Annotated in this window: 12 protein-coding genes; 7 read left to right on the forward strand and 5 right to left on the reverse strand. The window is 72.8% G+C overall.

What is annotated here, in order from left to right:
* From AMK22_RS04680 to fxsT, 5 genes are all read left to right on the forward strand, one after another.
* Positions 1-3,732 carry an SAV_2336 N-terminal domain-related protein gene (locus AMK22_RS04680; protein ID WP_079185913.1) on the forward strand — a complete coding sequence of 1,244 codons (3,732 nt, stop codon included), beginning with the start codon at positions 1-3 and terminating at the stop codon, positions 3,730-3,732.
* Positions 3,733-4,266: 534 nt separating this feature from the next.
* Positions 4,267-4,512 (forward strand): FxSxx-COOH cyclophane-containing RiPP peptide, encoded by a 246-nt coding sequence (gene fxsA, locus AMK22_RS42225; protein ID WP_079185925.1) that lies wholly within the window; start codon positions 4,267-4,269, stop codon positions 4,510-4,512.
* A gap of 189 nt (positions 4,513-4,701) precedes the next feature.
* A complete protein-coding gene (locus AMK22_RS04690; RefSeq protein ID WP_073781912.1) occupies positions 4,702-5,931 on the forward strand; it encodes an FxsB family cyclophane-forming radical SAM/SPASM peptide maturase in 1,230 nt (409 codons plus the stop codon).
* Complete coding sequence (locus tag AMK22_RS04695; protein WP_073781913.1) at positions 5,928-7,346, forward strand: aKG-HExxH-type peptide beta-hydroxylase; 1,419 nt, start codon at positions 5,928-5,930, stop codon at positions 7,344-7,346. The genes AMK22_RS04690 and AMK22_RS04695 overlap by 4 nt, the downstream gene beginning before the upstream one ends.
* A gap of 69 nt (positions 7,347-7,415) precedes the next feature.
* Entirely contained in the window at positions 7,416-10,409 is a 2,994-nt protein-coding gene (fxsT, locus tag AMK22_RS04700; protein WP_073781914.1) for an FxSxx-COOH system tetratricopeptide repeat protein, read from the forward strand.
* 117 nt (positions 10,410-10,526) lie between these two features.
* On the opposite strand, the gene AMK22_RS04705 is transcribed toward fxsT, so the two are convergent.
* The 4 genes from AMK22_RS04705 to AMK22_RS04725 form a co-directional block, all read right to left on the reverse strand.
* Positions 10,527-14,327, reverse strand: a complete 3,801-nt coding sequence (locus AMK22_RS04705) for a multifunctional oxoglutarate decarboxylase/oxoglutarate dehydrogenase thiamine pyrophosphate-binding subunit/dihydrolipoyllysine-residue succinyltransferase subunit (protein ID WP_073781915.1) — start codon at positions 14,325-14,327, stop codon at positions 10,527-10,529.
* A 258-nt stretch (positions 14,328-14,585) separates the two neighbouring features.
* Entirely contained in the window at positions 14,586-15,710 is a 1,125-nt protein-coding gene (locus AMK22_RS04715; protein WP_073781917.1) for a HAMP domain-containing sensor histidine kinase, read from the reverse strand.
* Complete coding sequence (locus AMK22_RS04720) at positions 15,707-16,444, reverse strand: response regulator transcription factor (RefSeq protein ID WP_073781918.1); 738 nt, start codon at positions 16,442-16,444, stop codon at positions 15,707-15,709. Before AMK22_RS04720 ends, AMK22_RS04715 begins: the two co-directional genes overlap by 4 nt.
* Positions 16,445-16,667: 223 nt before the next feature.
* Positions 16,668-17,360 (reverse strand): spermidine synthase, encoded by a 693-nt coding sequence (locus AMK22_RS04725; RefSeq protein WP_073782015.1) that lies wholly within the window; start codon positions 17,358-17,360, stop codon positions 16,668-16,670.
* A 280-nt stretch (positions 17,361-17,640) separates the two neighbouring features.
* Between AMK22_RS04725 and AMK22_RS04730 the strand changes: the two genes are divergently transcribed.
* Positions 17,641-18,522, forward strand: coding sequence for a rhomboid-like protein (locus AMK22_RS04730; protein WP_242433829.1), 882 nt, complete (start codon positions 17,641-17,643; stop codon positions 18,520-18,522).
* An 85-nt stretch (positions 18,523-18,607) separates the two neighbouring features.
* Here the strand turns inward: AMK22_RS04730 and AMK22_RS04735 are convergent, their stop codons facing one another.
* The gene (locus AMK22_RS04735) at positions 18,608-18,802 is read right to left on the reverse strand and encodes a hypothetical protein (protein WP_073781919.1); all 195 of its coding nucleotides are present in this window, start codon (positions 18,800-18,802) and stop codon (positions 18,608-18,610) included.
* A gap of 333 nt (positions 18,803-19,135) precedes the next feature.
* Here AMK22_RS04735 and AMK22_RS04740 point away from each other — a divergent pair, with 333 nt between their 5' ends.
* Positions 19,136-19,891: a class I SAM-dependent methyltransferase gene (locus AMK22_RS04740; protein ID WP_073781920.1), complete on the forward strand. Its 756-nt coding sequence runs from the start codon at positions 19,136-19,138 to the stop codon at positions 19,889-19,891.

Raw genomic sequence — 19,891 nt, forward strand, 5'->3', positions numbered from 1 at the left:
ATGTCCGGTGGCGGGGCGCGGCACGGACCGGAGGGCGGGGGACGCCGCCCCGACGACGGTTCCCGGGACCCGGTGGAGGGTTTCGAGGACGCGACGGAGGCCCACGGCGCGCCGTCGCGGCCGGACGACGCGCACCGGCCGGACGACGTGCCGCGGCCGGGCGAAGCGCACCGGCCGCAGGACGTGTCGTCGTCCGGTGACGAGGCGCGGCCGGACGGTGCGGCACGGTTCGACGGCGCGCCACCGGGCGATGGGACGCCGATGGGCGGCGGTGGTGCGCCACCGGGTGCCGATGCGTGCACGGGCGACGGCGCGTCGCCGGACGACGGCGGGCTGCTGTCCGCGTTCGTCGCCCGGCTGCGCGGCGCCGGGCTCGACCCCGACGCCGAGCAGCTCTGCGACGCCCTCTGGCTGGCCCGCTGGACCCGTCACCCCGACGCGCCGGACGACGACGGCGGCGAGGGCGACCGCGCGGCCGTAGCGTCGCGGCCCGTGGGCCCGGACCGGGCGGACCGGCCGGAGCGACGCCCCGGCCCACCCGTACCCGAGGGCCACGGGGCCGGCCCCCCGCCGGACGGGGACGGGGCCGCGGACCGGCACGAACCCGGGGGCGCGGACCGCCGGGTCCCGCTCCACCCCGTGCCCAGCGCGGCCTCCCGCGCCCCGGGCCGCGACGGCGACCCTCCGCCAGGACGCGGAACCGCTCCCGCCCCCGGCGGCCGGACGAGAACGCTCGCCCTCGGCGTGCCCGCCGCCCCCGCCCTTCCCGCGCCGCTCGAACTCCAGCGGGCATTACGGCCGTTGCAGCGCTATCGCCCCGCCGCGCCCCCGATGCGTCACTTCCTCGACGAGGCGGAGACCGCCGAACGCAGCGCCCGGGCCGGAGGGTTGATCATTCCGGTCTTCCACGGCGCGTCCCGGGGCGAGTCGCTGTTCCAGTGCGTCATGGACGCCTCGTCCTCGATGCTGGTGTGGGACCGGCTGTTCGGTGAACTCCAGAACCTGTTCGGACAGTTGGGTGCTTTCAGGGACGTCTGGACGCGCTATCTGCACCAGGGGCCGGACGGGGCCGCCGTGGTGAGCCGGAGCCCGGACCCGGCCGCGGCGTCGCTGAGCTCCGCGGACCGGCTGAGCGACCCCACCGGCCGCCGCGTCACCCTCGTGGTCAGCGACTGCGCCGGCCCGCTCTGGCGCAGCGGACGGGCCCACCGGCTGCTGCACCACCTGGCCGGCCAGGCGCCGACGGCCGTGCTCCAGCCCCTGCCGCAGCGGATGTGGAACCGTACCCGGCTGCCGGTGACCTACGGGTCCTTGTCCCGGGGCGACGGGCCGGCCGGAGCCACCGTCCTCAAGGTCACGGAGCATGCCGGAGCGGGCCCCGCCGTGCACCCGGGCGCTCTTCCCGTACCCGTGCTCCCGCCCGTGGAAGGGGCGTTGGCGGCCTGGGCGAAGCTGCTCTCGGGCACCGGCGCGGGGCAGGTGTCCGGCGCCGTCGGCTGGGTGCGGGCCGACCAGCCCCCGGCGGCCGTGCAGCGCCCCGGCGACGGTCTGTCCTCGCTCCAGCTGGTCAGCCGTTTCCGTTCGACGGCCTCCCCGGCCGCCGGGCAGCTCGCCGTGTACCTCGCGGCCGCCCCGCTGTATCTGCCGGTGATGCAACTGGTGCAGCGCACCATGCTGCCGAACTCCGGCCCCTCGGAATTGGCCGAGGTCCTGCTGAGCGGACTGCTGTCACGGGCGAGGACCGAGGACGCCGCCGGGATGGACGGCGAGGCCGCCGGCCAGTGGTACGAGTTCGCGCCCGGCGTCCGCGAGGCGCTGCTCGGCCCGCTCGGCCGGGACGAGGCGCTGCTCGTGCTCAAGCACTGCTCGCAGTACATCGAGCAGCGGTTCGGCAGGGGCGGGCCGAACTTCCCCGCGCTGGCCTTCGCCCAGCTCGGCGAGGGCAGGCATGGGCCGGTGCGGCTCACCCGCACCCCCGGACCGCCCGGACACGGAACCGGGGGCCGGACCGGACCGGAGGACGGGATCGAGGAAGGGGACGAGCACGGCGGGCGCGGCGGGCCACGCGTGCCCCACCCCTTCGCCGAGGTCGCGGTTCGCGTACTGGAGCGATTCATGCCGCTGCCCGAGCAGTTCGTCGTCGACACCGACCGGAACCGGCCCGATGCCGTCCCGCGGACACCGAACGCGGCGGTGGAGAGCGCCCGCGTCCTGCTGCGGCACTTCGATTCGGACGGCATGGTCCAGTACCTGATCGACGCCGTGCAACTGCTGCGCGGCGCCACCGAGCGCGAGAGCCGGCCGGGCGCAGACCCGGCGCTGTGGGCGGAGTACTCGCGCTGCGTCCTGCGCCTGTGGGAGGTCCAGGGCGACGCGGAGCTGCTCCGCGAGGCCGAGTACGCCGCCGAACGGGCCGCCGCGCACCCCGGCGCCGTACACGAACGGGCCGTCCTGGCCGAGGTGTTGCACGCCGCGGCCGACGACCGGCGGGCGCGCGGTGACCGGCGGGGCGCCCTGGAACTGCTGCGCCGCGCCGACCGGGAGTACACGGCCGCCTGCTCGGCCCCGGGACTGGAACCGGCCGAGGCCCTCCGGCTCACGCTGGAACGGGTCCGGGCCCTGGAGTCGCAGTGGCGGCTCGACGGTGACGCCTCCTCGCTCCAGGCCGCGTGCGGCATGCTGGAGGCGTTCGCCGACGCCTGGCCCGACCAGGAGAACCGGCCCGCCGCCCTGCCGCTGGCGCACGGCCGTGCGCTGCTCAAACTCTCCGGGGCCACCGTCGACACCGAACAGTCCCGGGTCTACGCCGCCCAGGCGGCCCGCTCCCTGCGCACGGCGTTCGGGCAGGGCGGCAGCCGGCACACCCTGGGCACCGGGACGCGCATCGTGCTGGACCTGGTGGACGCCCTGCTCGGCTCCGGCGCGGAGCCGGACGAGGCGGCGACGCTGGTCGAGCAGGCCCTGGAGACCGCGCGGGAGCAGCGGCTGCGGGCCTCGCTGCTCACCCGGGCCGCCCGGGTGCACGTCGTGCGGTACGAGCACACCGGGGACCCGGACGAACTCGTCGAGGCGGCCGACCGGTTCGCCCGTGCCGCGCGCGGTGTGCCGCGCGACTCGCAGGCCCACGCCGATCTGCTCGCCGAATGGGGAGGAACCCTGCTGCGCCGGGCCCGGCTGCCGGACGGGCGCACGCACATCGGGGCGGCGGTGAGGGTGCTGCGCGACTGCCGTACGGAGACGCCGGCGGGGGACGCGCGCCAGGCCGAGCGGCTGCTGATGCTGGGCCGTGCGCTGATGCTGCGGCACCGCGCCACCGAGGACCGGGTCGATCTGCGGGAGGCCGAGCACCTCTTCGGGCTCGCCGTCAGGGAGGCGATCGAACCGCTGACGGCGGCGGACTGCTGGCTGGAACTGGGCCTGGCCCACCTCGACGCCGCCCGGGTATTGGATCGCCCCACCCGGCTCGACGAGGCGGCCGAGGCGTTCCGGGGCGCGGCCGAAGCGGCCGGCACGGCGGCGGAGGAGTCGGTCCATCCGCAACAGCGTCGGCAGGCAGTCGAGTGGTGCGCCACGGCCCACCACTGGAGGGGTACGACGTACGAGAGGGCGGGCCGGCCCAGGGCCGCCCGCGAGGCCTACCGGTCGGCCCGCCGGGAATGGCGCGGACTGCCGGACGGCGGCGGCGCCGCGGGCGAGGAGACGGCGGCACGGCTGGCGGAGCTGGAGCGCTGACCCGGCCCCGGCCCCGGCCGCGCCGGAACGCCGACGCGGCCCGCCCGCCGCGACGGCCGCCGCGCCTGGACGGGGCCGCCCGCCGGGACCGCCCCCGCGACGGTCGCTCTCCGGCCGCCGTTCTTCGCGCCGTCTGCGACCGGCGTACGACGGACGCCGGTCGCCGGTCCGCCCAGGAAGGCGTAGGCCGGTCCGTGCGGGGCATCGGTACAGAAGCAGCCCGTGCGGGCACTCGTCCCGCACCGGCGCCGACGGCACCAACGGGGTACGACGGCGGCGGGTGACCACCGCGGTGAAGGCCGCGGCGGACGGACACCGCCGCGACGCTGGCACACGCACCGATGCCAGGGACACGGACCCGACGGGACGCGCTCGACGACGAGCGGACACCCGCGGGTCCGTCGCGAGGGCACGTGCGACGGGAACACGGGGAACCACCGGCAGGACACCGGGACCACCGGACCGGCACAGGGAACCACGGGAGCACAGGGAACCACGGGAACACAGGAACCGACGGGGACACGGGGAGGCATGATGAACGAGCCGACGGGAAACGGCCGGCCCGGCGTCGGGACGCCGGACGCACCGGCCGACGGCGCGTCCGACACGGCATCCGACGAGGTGCCCGGTGGTCCGGGCGCGCTGCCCGAGCTGCTGGAGCTCGATCTGGAGACGCTGCGGACGCTGGACCACCCCGTGCTCCGCGAGGTGGTCGCGGATCTGCGCGGACGAGCCGGGCGGCCGCGGGAGACGCTCTGGGGATTCACCAGCGCGTTCTGAGGCGTCCGCCCGCCCGGCCCCGCCGCCCGGAGCACCGGCCGCACGGATCCGGCCCGGGACCCGGCCGGACGGGACGTCGTGGCCCGGACCGGGCCTGCCCGCGCGGCGGGCCGGGCAGATCCGTCCCGGGCCGGCAGCGGGGGCGGCCCCCGCGCCACACAGCACGGGGGTGGCGGCGTGTCCCGACAGGTGACGCGGTGCCCCCGCCGGTACGCGGACACTGTCGCGGCGAACCGGGGGCCCTTCCCGTTCCGGCAGTTCATCGTCAAGGTGCACGGCCGGTGCAACCTGGCCTGCCGCTACTGCTACCTCTACGAGGGCCCCGACCGGACCTGGCGGGCCCGGCCGGCCGCCGCCCCGGCCGCCGTACTGGACCGCACCGCGGACCGGATCGCCGAACACGCGGCGGCCCACGCCCTGCGCGACATCGCTCTCGTCCTGCACGGCGGCGAGCCGCTCCTCGCGGGTGCGGGCCGCCTCGCCGCCCTCGCCGACCGCGTCCGTGGACTCACCCCGGCGGACTGTTCCGTGCACGCCACCGTGCAGACCAACGCGACACTGCTCACCGACGCCCGCGTGAGCGTGCTCGCCCGGCACGGCATCAGCGTCGGCATCAGCCTCGACGGCGGCCTGGCCGCCCACAACACCCTGCGCGTCGACCACGCCGGACGCCCTTCCTGGCCCGCCGCGTCACGCGGCGCCAGGCTCCTCGCCGACCGCCACCCCGACGCGTACGCGGGCATCCTCACCGTCGTCGCCCCCCGCACCGATCCGGTCGAGACGTACGAGTCGCTGCTGTCCCTGCGCCCGCCGTCCCTGGACCTGCTGCTGCCGCACGGCAACTGGACGAACCCCCCACCGGGCCTGCCCACCACCGGAACGCCCCGTACCGCCCCCGGCCCCGCCGCCGTCCCCGGCCCGGACCGGCCGACCCCGTACGGCGACTGGCTCGCCACCGTCTTCGACCGCTGGTGGCGGGCCGGGCGGCGCGAGACCAGGGTCCGGCTGTTCGAGGAGTGCGTGGCCCTGCTGCTGGGCCTGCCCGCCGCCACCGAGTCCCTCGGTCTCGACCCCGTCGACGCGATCGTGGTCGAGACCGACGGGACGATCGAGCAGGTCGACTCCCTCAAGTCGGCCTACGACACCGCTGCCGCCACCGGTCTCGACGTCTTCCGCCACACCTTCGACGACGCGCTGCGCCACCCCGGTGTCGTCGCGCGGCAGGCGGGCGCCGAGGCGCTCGCCCCCGCCTGCCGCGCCTGCCCGTTGCTGACCGTCTGCGGCGGCGGCCACTACGCCCACCGCTACCGGGCGGACAACGGCTTCGCCAACCCGTCCGTCTACTGTGCCGATCTCGAACGACTGGTGCGCCACATCGCCGACCGGCTGTCCGAAGCGACCGCAGGAGCACACCGATGAGCCCCCCACTCCCGGACCACGCCCTGCGCCGGCTCGGCCGTACGGAAGGCGACCCCGGCACCCTCCACGCCCTCGCACGCGACCAGGACACCCGTCGGCTGCTCCTCGTGCGCGCACTGCTCGACGCGGCCGAGGACGCCCCCGCCACGCTCTGTCCGCCCCGGGCCCTCGACCGGCTGCGGCAGGACTGGACGCTGCTGGAGACGGCGGAACGCGCCGACCGGAACGCCGTGCGCGCCGTCCTGCTCCACCCCCTCACCGGCCCCTGGGCACAACGCTGCCTGCGCGGCCTCGCCACCCCCGCGACCGATGCCCCCGCCTCCGGCTCCGGGCTCCGGGCCGACCTCGACCACTTGAGCGCCCTGGCCGCCGCGGCCGCGATCCGTTCCGCAACCGCGTTCACGACCCGGCTCACCGCCCACGACGGACTCCTGTCGCTGCCCACCCTGGGCGCCCTGCGCACACCGTCGGGCCCGGTAGAACTCGCCTTCGGGCGAGATGAGCTGACGTTGCGTCATGCCACCTGGCGGGCGCCCCTCGCCGTCCATGTGCACCACGACGCGACGACCGGCGCGGCCGACCCGCGCTGGCTCCCGGTGCTCGCCCTGCCTCCCGTACGGCCCGGCGCCGCTCCCGTGCCCCTGGACGACGTCGACCCGTACCGCACCGACGACAGCGGGCTCCGGCACCACGGGCTGCGCGCCGCACCCCACCTCGACGACCACGAGCGCAAGGCATGGGCCGAGTCCTGGTCGCGGGTGCCGTCCCTGCTCCGCATGGGCGGCGAACACCGGCTGACCGAGACGGCCGTGCTGCTGCGCTGTCTGGTGCCGCTCGGCCGGCCGCCCGGATCCGGCCCCGCGGGCGGGAGCGCGGCACACTGCAGCGCCACCCGGCGCGAGGCGTTCGGGGCGGTCCTCAGCAGCAGACCGGCCGACCCCGCCCGGTTCGCCGCCACTCTCGTCCACGAACTCCAGCACACCAAACTGTCCGCGCTCGCCGCGCTCGCACCGCTGCACCACGAGGACGCGACACCGCGCCACTTCGCCCCCTGGCGCCCCGATCCCAGGCCCTTCGACGGCCTCCTCCAGGGCGCCTACTCGCACCTCGCGCTCGCCGACCACTGGCAGCGGCTCGCGCTCGGAGCCCGGCGTGTCACCCACCGGGACCTCGCCTGGACCGAACACGCCCGCTGCCGCGAACAGGTCGGAGCCGTACTGCCGGTGCTGGCCGGATCGGCGGCGCTGACCCGCGAGGGCCGGGTGCTCGTCGACGAGATGATCGCGCTCTACCACCGACTGGACGATTGTCCGCCCCCCGCGGGTCATTCGGCGCGCGCAGAGGCGTACGTGGCCACCGCCAAGGTGATATGGCAGCAGAGGAACGGCCCGCGTCATCCGCGGGAGTCACCGTGAATTCCGGCCGGGGCGCTCTGGCCCCGGTGTATGTTGACAGGTCCTGTACCGAGGCAGGGAGATGGTTGAATGCCCGCAACGGGTAATGGAGTTGGGGCGATCGGCGCGCAGACCGTCACCATCAGTTTCGCCGGTTTCAACCGCGCCTGGGCGGCGTGGATCGCGGACCGCCTGGAGCGGCGTGGCGTCACCGTCGTCCAACAGCGCTGGGACCCCCCGGTGGAGGCGGCGCTGGAGGAGTCGCTGCGGGATCTGACGCTGTCGCGCGGCGACGTCCTGCTGATCCTCAGCGACTGGTACTTCCAGCTGGGCCCCCGCAGCACCGCGGAGTGGAACAGCGCCCTGCGCGAGGTCGTCGCGCCGGACCCCGACCGCTTCGCCGCCGTACGCGTGACCACGTCCGCGCTGCCCGGCGCCACGTCCGTCTTCGGAGCGGCCGATCTGACCAACGTCGGCGCCGACGAGGCCGAACGACGGCTCCTCGTACGCATGGGACTGCCCACCGACCCGCTGCCGGACGCGGTCGAGGCCAGGCCCGGGCCCCGGTATCCGGCGGACACCCCGGAGGTGTGGGGCGGGGTGCCGCGGCGCAACACCCGGTTCACCGGCCGCGACGAACTCCTCAGCAGGACGTACCAGACCCTCCAGGACGCCGGGCCCGGCGCCGGGGTCGTGACCCTGCACGGGATGCCGGGCGTCGGCAAGACCCAACTGGCCGCGGAGTACGTCTACCGCTTCAGCTCCGAGTACGACGCCGTCTGGTGGGTGCCCGCCGACCGCCGCGCCCTCTACCGCCAGAAACTCGCCGAACTCGCCCCCGAACTGGGCCTGTCCACGGGCGCCGAGTACGGCGAACGGCTGCGCGCGGTACGCGACGCCCTGCGCCGCGGCGAACCGCACTCCCACTGGCTCCTCGTCCTGGACGGCGCCGACGAACCCGAACACATCTGGGACCTGGTGCCGACCGGCCCCGGCCACGTCCTGATCACCTCCCGCAACCGGGAGTGGCGCGAGCACAACAGCAACCTGATCGGGGTCCCCGTCTACGCCCGCGACGAATCGGTCGCCTTCATCCGCCGACGCGCCCCGCGGCTGACCCGGGCCGAGGCCGGCCAACTCGCCGAGGCACTGGAGGACCTGCCGCTCCTCCTCGACCAGACCGCCGGCTGGCTGGGCGACTCCGACATGTCGGTGGAGGAGTACATCGGACTCCTCGAAGGCGGCATCGACCAGGACGTCGTCAAGGTCTCCGCGGACTTTCCGCTCGCCTTCCAGACCGCCTGGTCGATACTGCTGAACAAGCTCAGGGACACCGTCCCGGAGTCCGTCGACCTGCTGCGCCTGTGCAGCTTCTTCGCGCCGGGCTCCATCCCCGTACGGCTGCTGAGGGAGATGCCGCCCGGCGAACTGCCGGAGCAGATCTCCGGGCTGATGAACGACCCGTTGCTGTGGAACAGGGCGATCGCCCAGCTCCGCCAGTACTCCGTGGTCCGCCTGGAGTCCCACGAGACGGCCGGTGAGGAGGCGTCGTCCGGCGAAGCCCTCTACATGCACCGCATGGTCCACCAGATCATCGGCAAGGACATGCCGGAGAGCGACCGCCGGGAGTTCATCGACGTGGTCCGCCGGGCCCTCGCAGCGGCCGACCCCGGCCGCCCCACCGACACCCGGCTGTGGCCCGCCTACGCCGAGATCACCCCGCACCTGAAGTGGGCCGACGTGCTCAGGAGCACCGACCCCTCGGTGCAGACCCTGGTGCTCAACTGCCTGCGCTACATGTACCTCTCCGGGGAGTACCGGGCCGGGATCAAGCTCGGCGCACGCGCCGTGGAGACCTGGCGGGAACTCCTCGGCGAGGACCACCCCAGGCTCTGGGACCTCCGGTACCACTACGCCAACCTGTTGCGAGCTGTCGGAGAGTACGCCGAGACGGAGGCCATCGAGCGGGCCGCGGTCGACCACCTGCGCGCCGAACGCGGCCCCCAGGACCTGGAACACCTCCGCGCCGCCGGGGGGCTCGCCGCCGACCTGCGCGGACTGGGACGGTACGACGAGGCCATGGAGATCTCCGGCTGGATCCTCGGCGCCTACCGCGAACTCCTGGGCGACCAGGACTCGCGCACCCTCAACGCGCAGAACAACCTGGCCGTCTCGCTGCGCTTGCTGGGCCGGTACGAGGAGTCGCTGGAGCTCAACCGGCACACCCTGGACGCCCGGCGCCGACTGCTGCGCCCGCGCCACAGCTGGACGCTCTACTCGGAGATCAACTACGCCACCGACCTGCGGCTGCTCGGCCGGTACGGCGAAGCCCTGTCGCTCCAGAACCAGAGCGTCCGGGTGCACCGGCTGGTCATGGGGGCCGACAACCCGCAGACCCTGCGCGCCGAACACAACCTCGCGCTCAGCCAGTACCGTGCGGGAGACCGCGGCAGGGCCGGCGAACTCTTCATCCGGGTGCTGGAACGGGCCGAACGCGTCCTGGGCGAGAACGACCCGCTGACGATGATGTTCGCGGCCGGCCAGAGCTTCTTCGCCCGCGAGCACGCCGACATCGACCAGGCCAGGGCCATAAGCGCACGGGTCGTCACCGGATACGTGGCCATGCTCGGCGACCGGCACCCTTACGTGGCGGGGACCCGGGCCAACCACGCGCTGATCCTGCGCAACGTGGGCGAACGGGACCACGCGCACGCACTTCTGGAGGAGGCGCTCGCCGACATGACCCGGGCCGTGGGGGAGAACCACCCCTGGACACTGGGCTGCGCGATCAACGCCTCGGCGCTGCGCAACCTGGTGGGGGACCCGGAGTCCGCCGCCGCCCTCACGGAAACGGTCGTCGCCCGGGCCGTCGAGGTCCTCGGCCGGACGCATCCGCTGACCCTGTCCGCCCGGATCGCCCATGCCGCGGACCTGCGCGGCCTGCGGGAACGGCAGCGTGCGGACAAGATCGAGACGGAGGCACTGGGAGACCTGGAGACCACCCTGGGCGCCCAGCACGTCCACACGGTCTCGGCCCGCTCCCGCAACCGCCCGTACTGGGACTTCGAACCCCAGATGATCTGAACCGCGCGCCGGTGCGGCACCGGGCTCGTCCGCGTACCCGCCGATGAGCCCGCACACGCCGGGGCCCGGCCCCGCGATCGACTCGCGGGACCGGGCCCCCGTGCGTGCTTCTGCCGGTCAGGCCTCGAAGACCTCGGCGATCAGCTGCGCCTGCTCGGCCTGGTGGCGCTTGGCCGAGCCGACCGCCGGGGAGGAGCTGTGCGGCCGCGAGATGCGGCGCAGGCGCTCACCGTGCGGGACGTCGGCACCGACGGCCAGGTCCAGGTGGTCGATCAGGTTCAGGGCGATGAACGGCCAGGCACCCTGGTTGGCCGGCTCCTCCTGCGTCCAGAGGTACTTCTCGGCGTTCGGGTACTTGGCGATCTCGGCCTGGAGCTCGGCACCCGGCAGCGGGTACAGGCGCTCCAGACGGATGAACGCGACGTCCGTGGCGCCGCGCTTCGCCCGCTCGGCCTCCAGGTCGTAGTAGACCTTGCCGGCGCAGAAGACGACCTTGCGGACGTTCTCCGGCTTCACCGTGTCGTCGCCGATCACCGGGCGGAAGCCGCCGGTGGTGAACTCCTCCGCCTTCGACGCGGCGGCCTTGAGACGGAGCATCGACTTCGGGGTGAAGACGACCAGCGGCTTGTGGTGCGGGTTGTGCGCCTGCCACCGCAGGAGGTGGAAGTAGTTCGACGGCAGGGTCGGCATGGCGACCGTCATGTTGTTCTGCGCGCACAGCTGGAGGAAGCGCTCCGGGCGGGCGGACGAGTGGTCCGGGCCCTGGCCCTCGTAGCCGTGCGGCAGCAGCAGCGTGACGCCGGAGGTCTGGCCCCACTTCTGCTCGGCCGAGGAGATGAACTCGTCGACGACGGTCTGGGCGCCGTTGGCGAAGTCACCGAACTGGGCCTCCCAGATGACCAGCGACTCCGGGCGGGTCAGCGAGTAGCCGTACTCGAAGCCCATCGCCGCGTACTCGCTGAGCAGCGAGTCGTAGACGTTGTAACGGGCCTGGTCGTCGGAGAGGTAGAGCAGCGGGGTGTAGTCCTCGCCGGTCACCTGGTCGACGAGGACCGCGTGACGCTGGCCGAAGGTGCCGCGGCGGGAGTCCTGGCCGGCGAGCCGGACCGGGGTGCCCTCCATCAGCAGCGAACCGATGGCCAGGGTCTCGCCCATGCCCCAGTCGATCGTGCCGTTCTCCACCGAGGCGGCGCGGCGCTGCATCTGCGGGAGCAGACGCGGGTGGACGGTGATCCGCTCGGGGATGTTGACCTGGGACTCCGCGACGACCTTCACGACCTCCGAGGTGACCGCGGTGTTCACGGCGACCGGGAACTCGGGCCGGGCCTCGGTGGTGTGCGCCGGCGCCGGGAGCGAGGTGGCCTCGCGGACCTCCGCGAAGACCTTCTCCAGCTGGCCCTGGAAGTCCTGGAGCGCCTGCTCGGCCTCTTCCAGGGTGATGTCGCCGCGACCGATGAGGGACTCGGTGTAGAGCTTGCGCACCGAGCGCTTCTTGTCGATCAGGGTGTACATCTGCGGGTTGGTGAACTCCGGGTTGTCGCCCTCGTTGTGACCGCGGCGGCGGTAGCAGATGAGGTCGATGACGACGTCCTTGTTGAACGCCTGCCGGAACTCGAAGGCCAGCCGGGCGACCCGGACCACGGCCTCGGGGTCGTCGCCGTTGACGTGGATGATCGGCGCCTCGATCATGCGGGCCACGTCCGTGGCGTACATGGAGGAGCGCGAGGACTCGGGGGCGGCGGTGAAGCCGACCTGGTTGTTGATCACCACGTGCACGGTGCCGCCGGTGCGGTAGCCGCGCAGCTGCGACATGTTGAGCGTCTCGGCGACGACTCCCTGGCCCGCGAAGGCCGCGTCGCCGTGGAGCGCGATGGGCAGGACCGTGAAGTCCGTGCCGCCCTTGTTGATGACGTCCTGCTTGGCGCGGACGATGCCCTCCAGCACCGGGTCCACCGCTTCGAGGTGCGAGGGGTTGGCGGCCAGCGAGACCTTGATCTGCTCGCCGTCCAGACCGGTGAAGGTGCCCTCGGCGCCCAGGTGGTACTTCACGTCGCCGGAGCCGTGCATCGACCGGGGGTCGAGGTTGCCCTCGAACTCGCGGAAGATCTGCGCGTACGACTTGCCGACGATGTTCGCCAGCACGTTCAGCCGGCCGCGGTGGGCCATGCCGATGACGACCTCGTCGAGGCGGGCCTCGGCGGCGGAGTCGATGACCGCGTCGAGCAGCGGGATGACGGACTCGCCGCCCTCCAGCGAGAACCGCTTCTGGCCGACGTACTTGGTCTGCAGGAACGTCTCGAACGCCTCGGCGGCGTTGAGCCGGCGCAGGATGCGCAGCTGCTCCTCGCGCTCCGGCTGCGGGGTGCTCGTGCGCTCGACCCGGTCCTGGATCCACTTGCGCTGCTTCGGGTCCTGGATGTGCATGAACTCGATGCCGGTGGTGCGGCAGTACGACTCGCGCAGCACACCGAGGATGTCGCGGAGCTTCATCAGCGACTTGCCGGCGAAACCGCCGACCGCGAAGTCCCGCTCCAGGTCCCACAGGGTGAGGCCGTGCTCGGTGATGTCCAGGTCGGGGTGCTTGCGCTGGCGGTACTCCAGCGGGTCGGTGTCGGCCATGACGTGGCCGCGGACCCGGTAGGAGTGGATCAGCTCGAAGACCCGCGCCGCCTTGGTCACGTCGTTGTCGTGGGAGGCGTCGATGTCCTTGAGCCAGCGGACCGGCTCGTAGGGGATGCGCAGCGACTTGAAGATCTCGTCGTAGAAGTCGTTCTCGCCGAGCAGCAGCTGGGAGACGATGCGCAGGAACTCGCCGGACGCGGCGCCCTGGATGACGCGGTGGTCGTACGTCGAGGTCAGGGTCATGACCTTGGAGATGCCCAGCTTGTTCAGGGTGTCCTGGGAGGTGCCCTGGAACTCGGCGGGGTACTCCATGGCGCCGACGCCCATGATGAGGCCCTGCCCGGGCATCAGGCGGGGCACCGAGTGGACGGTGCCGATGCCGCCGGGGTTGGTCAGCGAGGCGGTGACGCCGGTGAAGTCGTCCATGCCGAGCTTGCCGCTGCGGGCGCGGCGGACGATGTCCTCGTACGCCTGCCAGAACTCGAAGAAGTTGAGCGTCTCGGCCTTCTTGATGGCCGCGACGACCAGCTGGCGGTCGCCGTTCGGCTTAACCAGGTCGATGGCCAGGCCGAGGTTGACGTGCTCCGGCTTGACCAGGGTCGGCTTGCCGTCCTTCACCGTGAAGGAGTGGTTCATCGCCGGCATGGCCTTGAGGGCCTGCACCATCGCGTAGCCGATCAGGTGCGTGAAGGAGATCTTCCCGCCCCGGGCGCGCTTGAGGTGGTTGTTGATGACGATGCGGTTGTCGAACAGCAGCTTCACCGGGACCGCGCGCACGGACGTGGCCGTCGGCAGCTCCAGCGAGGCGTTCATGTTCTTCGCGACGGCGGCCGACGGACCGCGCAGCGTCACATACTCCGGGCCCTCGGCGGCCTCGGTGGCCGGCGCGGCGGCGGGCTTGGCCGGGGCCGGGGCCTTCGCGGCGGGGGCCGGGGCGGCCTTCGCCGGTGCGGCGGGCGCGGCCGGGGCGGCCTGCGCGGGCGCAGGGGCCGCGGGCGCGGGGGCCGTCGGAGCCTGCGCGGCGGGAGCCAGGGCCGGGGCGGCCTGGGGTGCGGCGGCCGGTGCGGCGGCGGCCGGGGTGCCGGGAACGGGCTTGTCCGCCGTGCCGGACGCCCCCGGCTTGTAGTCGGCGAAGAAGTCCCACCAGGCACGATCGACCGAATTCGGGTCCTGGAGGTACTGCTGGTAGATCTCGTCGACGAGCCACTCGTTGGGGCCGAAAGCGGCAGCCGGGTCGGTACCCGGGGCGGCTTGATCGGTCGAGATGCTCGAGTTACTGGGGGACTGAGACGACACGGCGGCAACCGCCCTCTTCCGCTTCACAAGGTGATGGACAGCGGAAATCAAGGCTACGCCTCCCGGGCCGTTCCATGCAGGCCGGGCCGCCCTTCGTCGCGCAAGTCACATCGAAAGGCGGGTTTCGGCGCAGGGATTGGCGGGAAACAAGCCTGGTTCCGCTGCACTACGGGTACGCGGGACCGCGGCTACGGCCCCCCTGGACCGTACCCCTGAAAGCGAGCACGCAGAACGTGCCCTTCCGGTTCGAACCCTATGTCAACCTCGCGGTTGTGATACCCCCGGAAGGGTGACGCGGATGCGGCAACCGCGAGCGGATTCGGCCACGCCGATGCGTCCGCCGTGCAGATCCACCGCCCAGCGGGCGATCGCCAGGCCCAGCCCCGTACCGCCGTCGCTGCCGGGACCGTGGGGGGACGACACCTCGCCGCGGTTGAACCGCTCGAAGACGCGGTACCGCTCCGACTCCGGAATGCCCGGTCCCTCGTCCAGCACCTCCAGGTGCAGGGACCCCGGCCCGTCCCCGCGCCGGGCCAGCACCTGGACCCGGCCGTGCGGCGGACTGTGCTTGACAGCGTTGTCGATCAGATTGGCCACCACCTGGTGCAGCCGTTCCGTGTCCGCGTACGCGGTCAGCTCGGGCGGCGACACGTCCAGCGCCAGGGCCACGTCCTTGCGGCTGTGGTTCCCCGAACCGGAGGACAGGTGGCGGTGCGCGGCGGCGAAGTTGTTCGCCTCCTTCAGCACCCCCGACAGGTACGGCCACACCTCGAAGCGGCTCGCCTTCAGCGTCACCACCCCGTTGTCCAGCCGGGACAGGTCCAGCAGCGTCTCCACCAGCCTGCCGAGCCGCTCGGTCTGCTTCAGCGCCGTCCGCATCGTCTCCGGATCGGCCGAGGACACCCCGTCCACGACGTTCTCCAGCACCGCCCGCAACGCCGCGATCGGCGTGCGCAGCTCGTGCGACACGTTCGCCACCAGCTCTTTGCGGTGCCGGTCCACGGCTTCCAGGTCGTCCGCCATGCGGTTGATCGTCTGGGCCAGGTCGCCGAGCTCGTCGCGCCGGTCGGCGCCGCTCACCCGCCTGGTGTAGTCGCCGTGCGAGATCGACCGGGCCACGGTCGTCATCTCGTCCAGCGGCGCCGTCAGGCCGTGCGCCACGAACTGCGTGATCAACAGGGTCGCGATCACCGAGAACACCGTGATGAACCGCAGCTCGGTCCTGGTCCGCAGCGCCACCATCAGCAGCCCGGTGGTGATGAACACCGAGACCACCACGAGCGTGCCCAGCTTGGCCTTGATCGAGAAGGGGCGCAGTCCGGAACCGGGCCGGGAGGTGCCGGGCCGGGCCGATCCGGACCGGGTCGAACCGGGCCGGGTCATGGGACCGGGGTCTCCAGCGCGTAGCCGACGCCGTGCACGGTACGGATCCGCTCCGCGCCGATCTTCCGGCGCAGCGCCTTGATGTGGCTGTCGACGGTACGGGTGCCGGAGGCGTCCGCCCAGTCCCAGACCTCGGCCAGCAGCTGCTCCCGGGAGAGCACGGCCCGCGGCGTGTTCGCCAGACAGACCAGCAGGTCGAACTCGGTCGGCGTGAGGTGGACGTCCTCGGCGCGCACCCGGACCCGGCGCTGCGCGTGGTCGATCTCCAGCTCGCCCAGCCGCAGGATGCCGCTGCGCGGCGTGACCGCGGCCAGCGCCGCCCGCTCGACCCGGCGCAGCAGGACGTGCACCCGGGCCGCGAGCTCGCGCATCGAGAACGGCTTGGTCATGTAGTCGTCGGCGCCGACGCCCAGCCCGACCAGCATGTCGGTCTCGTCGTCCCTGGCGGTCAGCATCAGCACCGGCACCGGCCGCTGGGCCTGCACCCGGCGGCAGACCTCCAGGCCGTCGAAGCCGGGGAGCATGATGTCGAGGACCATCAGATCGGGCTGCCACGCCTCGGCCGCGTCCACGGCCGCGGGCCCGTCGAGCGCCGTCTGCACCAGAAAGCCCTCGGCCCGCAGCCGGGCGGAAATGGCTTCGACGATCGTGGCGTCGTCCTCGACCACCAGCACCCGGCGCTGAGCGCCCGGGGTGGCCGCGACGCCGTTGTGGGTGGTGTGTGTCTGTTCCATCGCCCCGCCCCTGCCCGTCCTCACGGGGGCCATTCCCCCGGACGCGCGGTCTTCGCTTGTGGATTTCATGGGTGATCCCGTCACCGGTCAGCAGCGTAAGGGCAGCGGGCTGTTCTCGGCTACGCAGGGTGTAACAGCCGAGGCGCGGCGGAGTGGCGGAGTGTCGGCCTTGTGGCGCTTGGCCCCCGGGTGTCCGGGAGCCGAGCGGGGCCGGTGGGCCTCCTCAGGCTGTCCGGACCGCGAGATGCACCACGTCGGGAACACCTCGGGCAACGCGGACCTCTTCCGTACGTACACCACTGAATCCGGCATTCCGCAGGGCCTGTTCGAAGTCGGTGGACGGCTGGGCGGACCACACCGCGAGAACCCCGCCCGGTGTCAGCCGCTCCCGGCAGTCCGCCAGACCGGCGGGGGAGTACAGGTTCGAGTTGTCCTCGGTGACCGTCCAGTCCGGCCCGTTGTCGATGTCCAGGCACAGCGCGTCATAACGGTCCGTAGTCGTCCGCAGGTACGCGACGAGGTCCCGCGTCAGGATCTCGGTGCGCGGATCGGCGAGCGCCGCGCCGGAGATCCGGGCCAGCGGACCCTCCAGGTGCCAGTCCACGATCGCCTGCTCCCGCTCGACGACGGCGATCCGTCCCCATCGGGGTTCGGTGGCGGCCCGGACGAGCGAGAAGCCGACGCCGAGACCGCCGATGAGCACCGCCGGGTCGGGGCGGCCGTCGGGCAGCGCGGCCAGCGCCGCGTCGATCAGCAGCCGCTCGGAGCGCCCGTCGGAGGTGTCCATGAGGAAGCACCCGTTGGCGATGATCTCGAAGTCGTCGCCGCGTCCCCGCAGCACCACCTCGCCGTACGGGCCTTCGCGGCGGTCGAGCGTGACGGGGGCGTGGGTGTCGGGGCCGATGCTGTCGGGCATGGTGCGGATCTCCGATGGCGGACGGACGGGGTCCCCGCCATCCTGGCCGGTCGGCACGGCCCGCGGCCAACCGGCCTTTGGTCCTGTCCGGGGTGTCGCGGTGCCGGTCCGGGGTAGCGTGCACTGTCGGACAGCTCGGAGGGATGTGTTCCGGTTGTCCGCGGGCCGGGCCGGGCGCGATGCCTGTCCGCGGGCCGGGCCATGACGGTACGGGGCGATCGCGAAGGGTGGGACGTTGCCGGCGTCGTCTCGGGGGCGGAACGGAGAAGGGCCGCACGCGGTGCGCCGGGCGACGGACGGCGCGGTGCACGGGGCGACGAGCCGGGCCGGGGCCGGGGAGAGGGACGGGGAGCAGGGCGCGGCGCCGCTGCTCGACGGCATACCGCGCCAGCGCCGTACCGAGGAACCGGCGGACCGTGCGCCCGCTCGCGCCGCCGTCACCGCCCCCGCGGCCATGTCCGTGTCCTCCTCCGTCTCCGGTTCGCCGGCGTCCGTCGCGTCCTTCGCGTCCTTCGCGTCCGCGCCGCGCCGGGCCCGATGGGCGCGACTGCTGCCGACCCCCGCCGGCACCCCTTTCACCTTCGGGTACCTGCTGGTGCTGGCCGCCACGTCCCTCTTCATGGCGCACGCCGATCCGCACACCGTCGAGGAGCTGCTGAGCGCGTCGAGCACGGACGTCGCGCACCTCGGCCGGACCCCGCTGCTCGTGCTGGGCGCCAGCGCCCTGTGGGTCGTGGACGGGTTCGCCTCCCCGTACGTCCTCGGCTTCGCCCTCGTACTGACCGCCCTGGAACGCCGCATCGGCGGGTGGCGCACCGCCGGGGTGTTCCTGCTCGGCCATGTCGTGGCGACGCTCGCCACGGAGATCCCGGTCGGGCTGTCCGTGGTGGCCGGACACCTGCCGAGATCCTCGCTGCACCGGCTCGACTACGGCATCAGCTTCGGGCTGATGGCGAGCGTCGGCGCGCTCGCCGGGCTGCTCACGCCGTGGCTGCGGGCGCTGGTGCTCGGCGGGGTCGGCGCGATGCTGCTGAACGATCTCCTCCGGCTCGCCGATCCCCTGGCCGACTGGGGGCACCCGCTGGCGCTGCTGCTGGGCGTGGCCTGCTGGCCGCTCCTGCGCAGGACCGGGACCGGGGGCGGGGGCGGACGGCCGGGCTGAGTGCGCGGGAGGCGCGCGGTCCCGGGGGCCGGGGAGGCCGGGACGAGCGTGCGGGAGGCGCGGTCCGGGAGCCCCGGCCCGCCGCTCAGTCGTCGTCGCCGCTGCCCCGGCCCCCGCCCCCGTTTCCGCCCTTCTGGGAGCGGCGCGCCAACTCGCCCGCGGCGAGCGTCACATGCGCCACGCCGCGGGCCCAGCGCGGTCCGCCGCGGGCCGCCCACACGACGCACACGCACCCGCCGACGGCGAGCGCCAGGACCCCGACCAGTACCAGAACAGCCATGCTTCCCCCTGAGTATCCGTATGGTTCCGGGATCCTCTCAGGTCGCGAAGGGCGGCTGCCAAGCGGCGTGGCACGCGGCGGCCAGAACGGACGGGGCGGCCGTGGCGGACAGCTTCTGTCGGGTGCCGTTTCGCATTGCGTCGGCTCCGATGTCCTAGCTGCGGGGCGAAGAGATGGGTTGCGCTGTGCCATCAGGTTTCGTGCAGATTGACTCTTCGTTTTCCGTCCGCTGCTGCGGCAGGCGGGGGCTTGCGAAAACCATTGGTGCCAGGCTTGCTCCGCTGATGGACTGACGTCCTACCGTGAGTCTGCCGCGTGACGGAGGTAGTGGTTGTGACAGGTTATGGCGTGCTTGCCGAGGTGTACGAATGGCTCATCTCGGATGCGAAGTTGCCTCCAGCAGAGTTCGTTGCGTCGTTCGACGACGTCCTCAATCTCCTGCCGTCGAACGCTCAGGTCCTCGACTGTTCTTGCGGAACCGGACAGTTGGCGGTTGGTCTCGCCGGTCGTGGCATGCAGGTTGTCGCAACTGACGCCAGCGAGGCGATGGTTCGTCGGACTGCAGAGTTGGCCGAGGAGTTCGGGGCATCCGTCCGGACCGTACGGGCGAACTGGGAAGAGTTGCCCGACCATTTCCAGGACAACACGTTCGACATGGTGTTCTGCGTTGGCAACTCGCTTCACCACGCCGCGGGCGCGACAGGCAGGGGCGCTGCTCTGGAGTCGATGTCACGGCTTCTGCGCCCAGGCGGGCGCTTGGTGCTCACATCCCGCACTTGGGAACTCGTGAGGGCCAGAGGTTCCCGGCTGGACATCTGGGACCGACTCGTCCGACGAAACGGTCGCGATGCCGTCGTAATTTACCGCTGGGAGATTGCGCCGCATTGGGAGGATGAGCACCACATCGAGATTGCGATCGCCCAAGTTGATGCGACTGGGCCGGTTCTTGTCCGCTCGGAACTGCTGTCCTGCTGGCCCTACCGGTACGAGGAACTCGAAGTCGAGCTGCACCAGGTCGGACTCCAAACGGAACTGAGCACGTTCGATCTTGACGCCGAGAACTACATGGTGGTCGCGAGCAAGGTATAA

This window comes from Streptomyces sp. CB01580 (assembly GCF_001905795.1).
Classification (GTDB): domain Bacteria; phylum Actinomycetota; class Actinomycetes; order Streptomycetales; family Streptomycetaceae; genus Streptomyces.

Excerpts from the sequence above, each read along its gene's own strand:
- fxsA (WP_079185925.1), top strand. The coding sequence starts at position 4,267 with ATGAACGAGCCGACGGGAAACGGCCGGCCCGGCGTCGGGACGCCGGAC.
- AMK22_RS04735 (WP_073781919.1), bottom strand. The coding sequence starts at position 18,802 with ATGGCTGTTCTGGTACTGGTCGGGGTCCTGGCGCTCGCCGTCGGCGGG.
- AMK22_RS04725 (WP_073782015.1), bottom strand. The coding sequence starts at position 17,360 with ATGCCCGACAGCATCGGCCCCGACACCCACGCCCCCGTCACGCTCGAC.
- AMK22_RS04720 (WP_073781918.1), bottom strand. The coding sequence starts at position 16,444 with ATGGAACAGACACACACCACCCACAACGGCGTCGCGGCCACCCCGGGC.
- AMK22_RS04715 (WP_073781917.1), bottom strand. The coding sequence starts at position 15,710 with ATGACCCGGCCCGGTTCGACCCGGTCCGGATCGGCCCGGCCCGGCACC.
- AMK22_RS04680 (WP_079185913.1), top strand. The coding sequence starts at position 1 with ATGTCCGGTGGCGGGGCGCGGCACGGACCGGAGGGCGGGGGACGCCGC.
- fxsT (WP_073781914.1), top strand. The coding sequence starts at position 7,416 with ATGCCCGCAACGGGTAATGGAGTTGGGGCGATCGGCGCGCAGACCGTC.
- AMK22_RS04695 (WP_073781913.1), top strand. The coding sequence starts at position 5,928 with ATGAGCCCCCCACTCCCGGACCACGCCCTGCGCCGGCTCGGCCGTACG.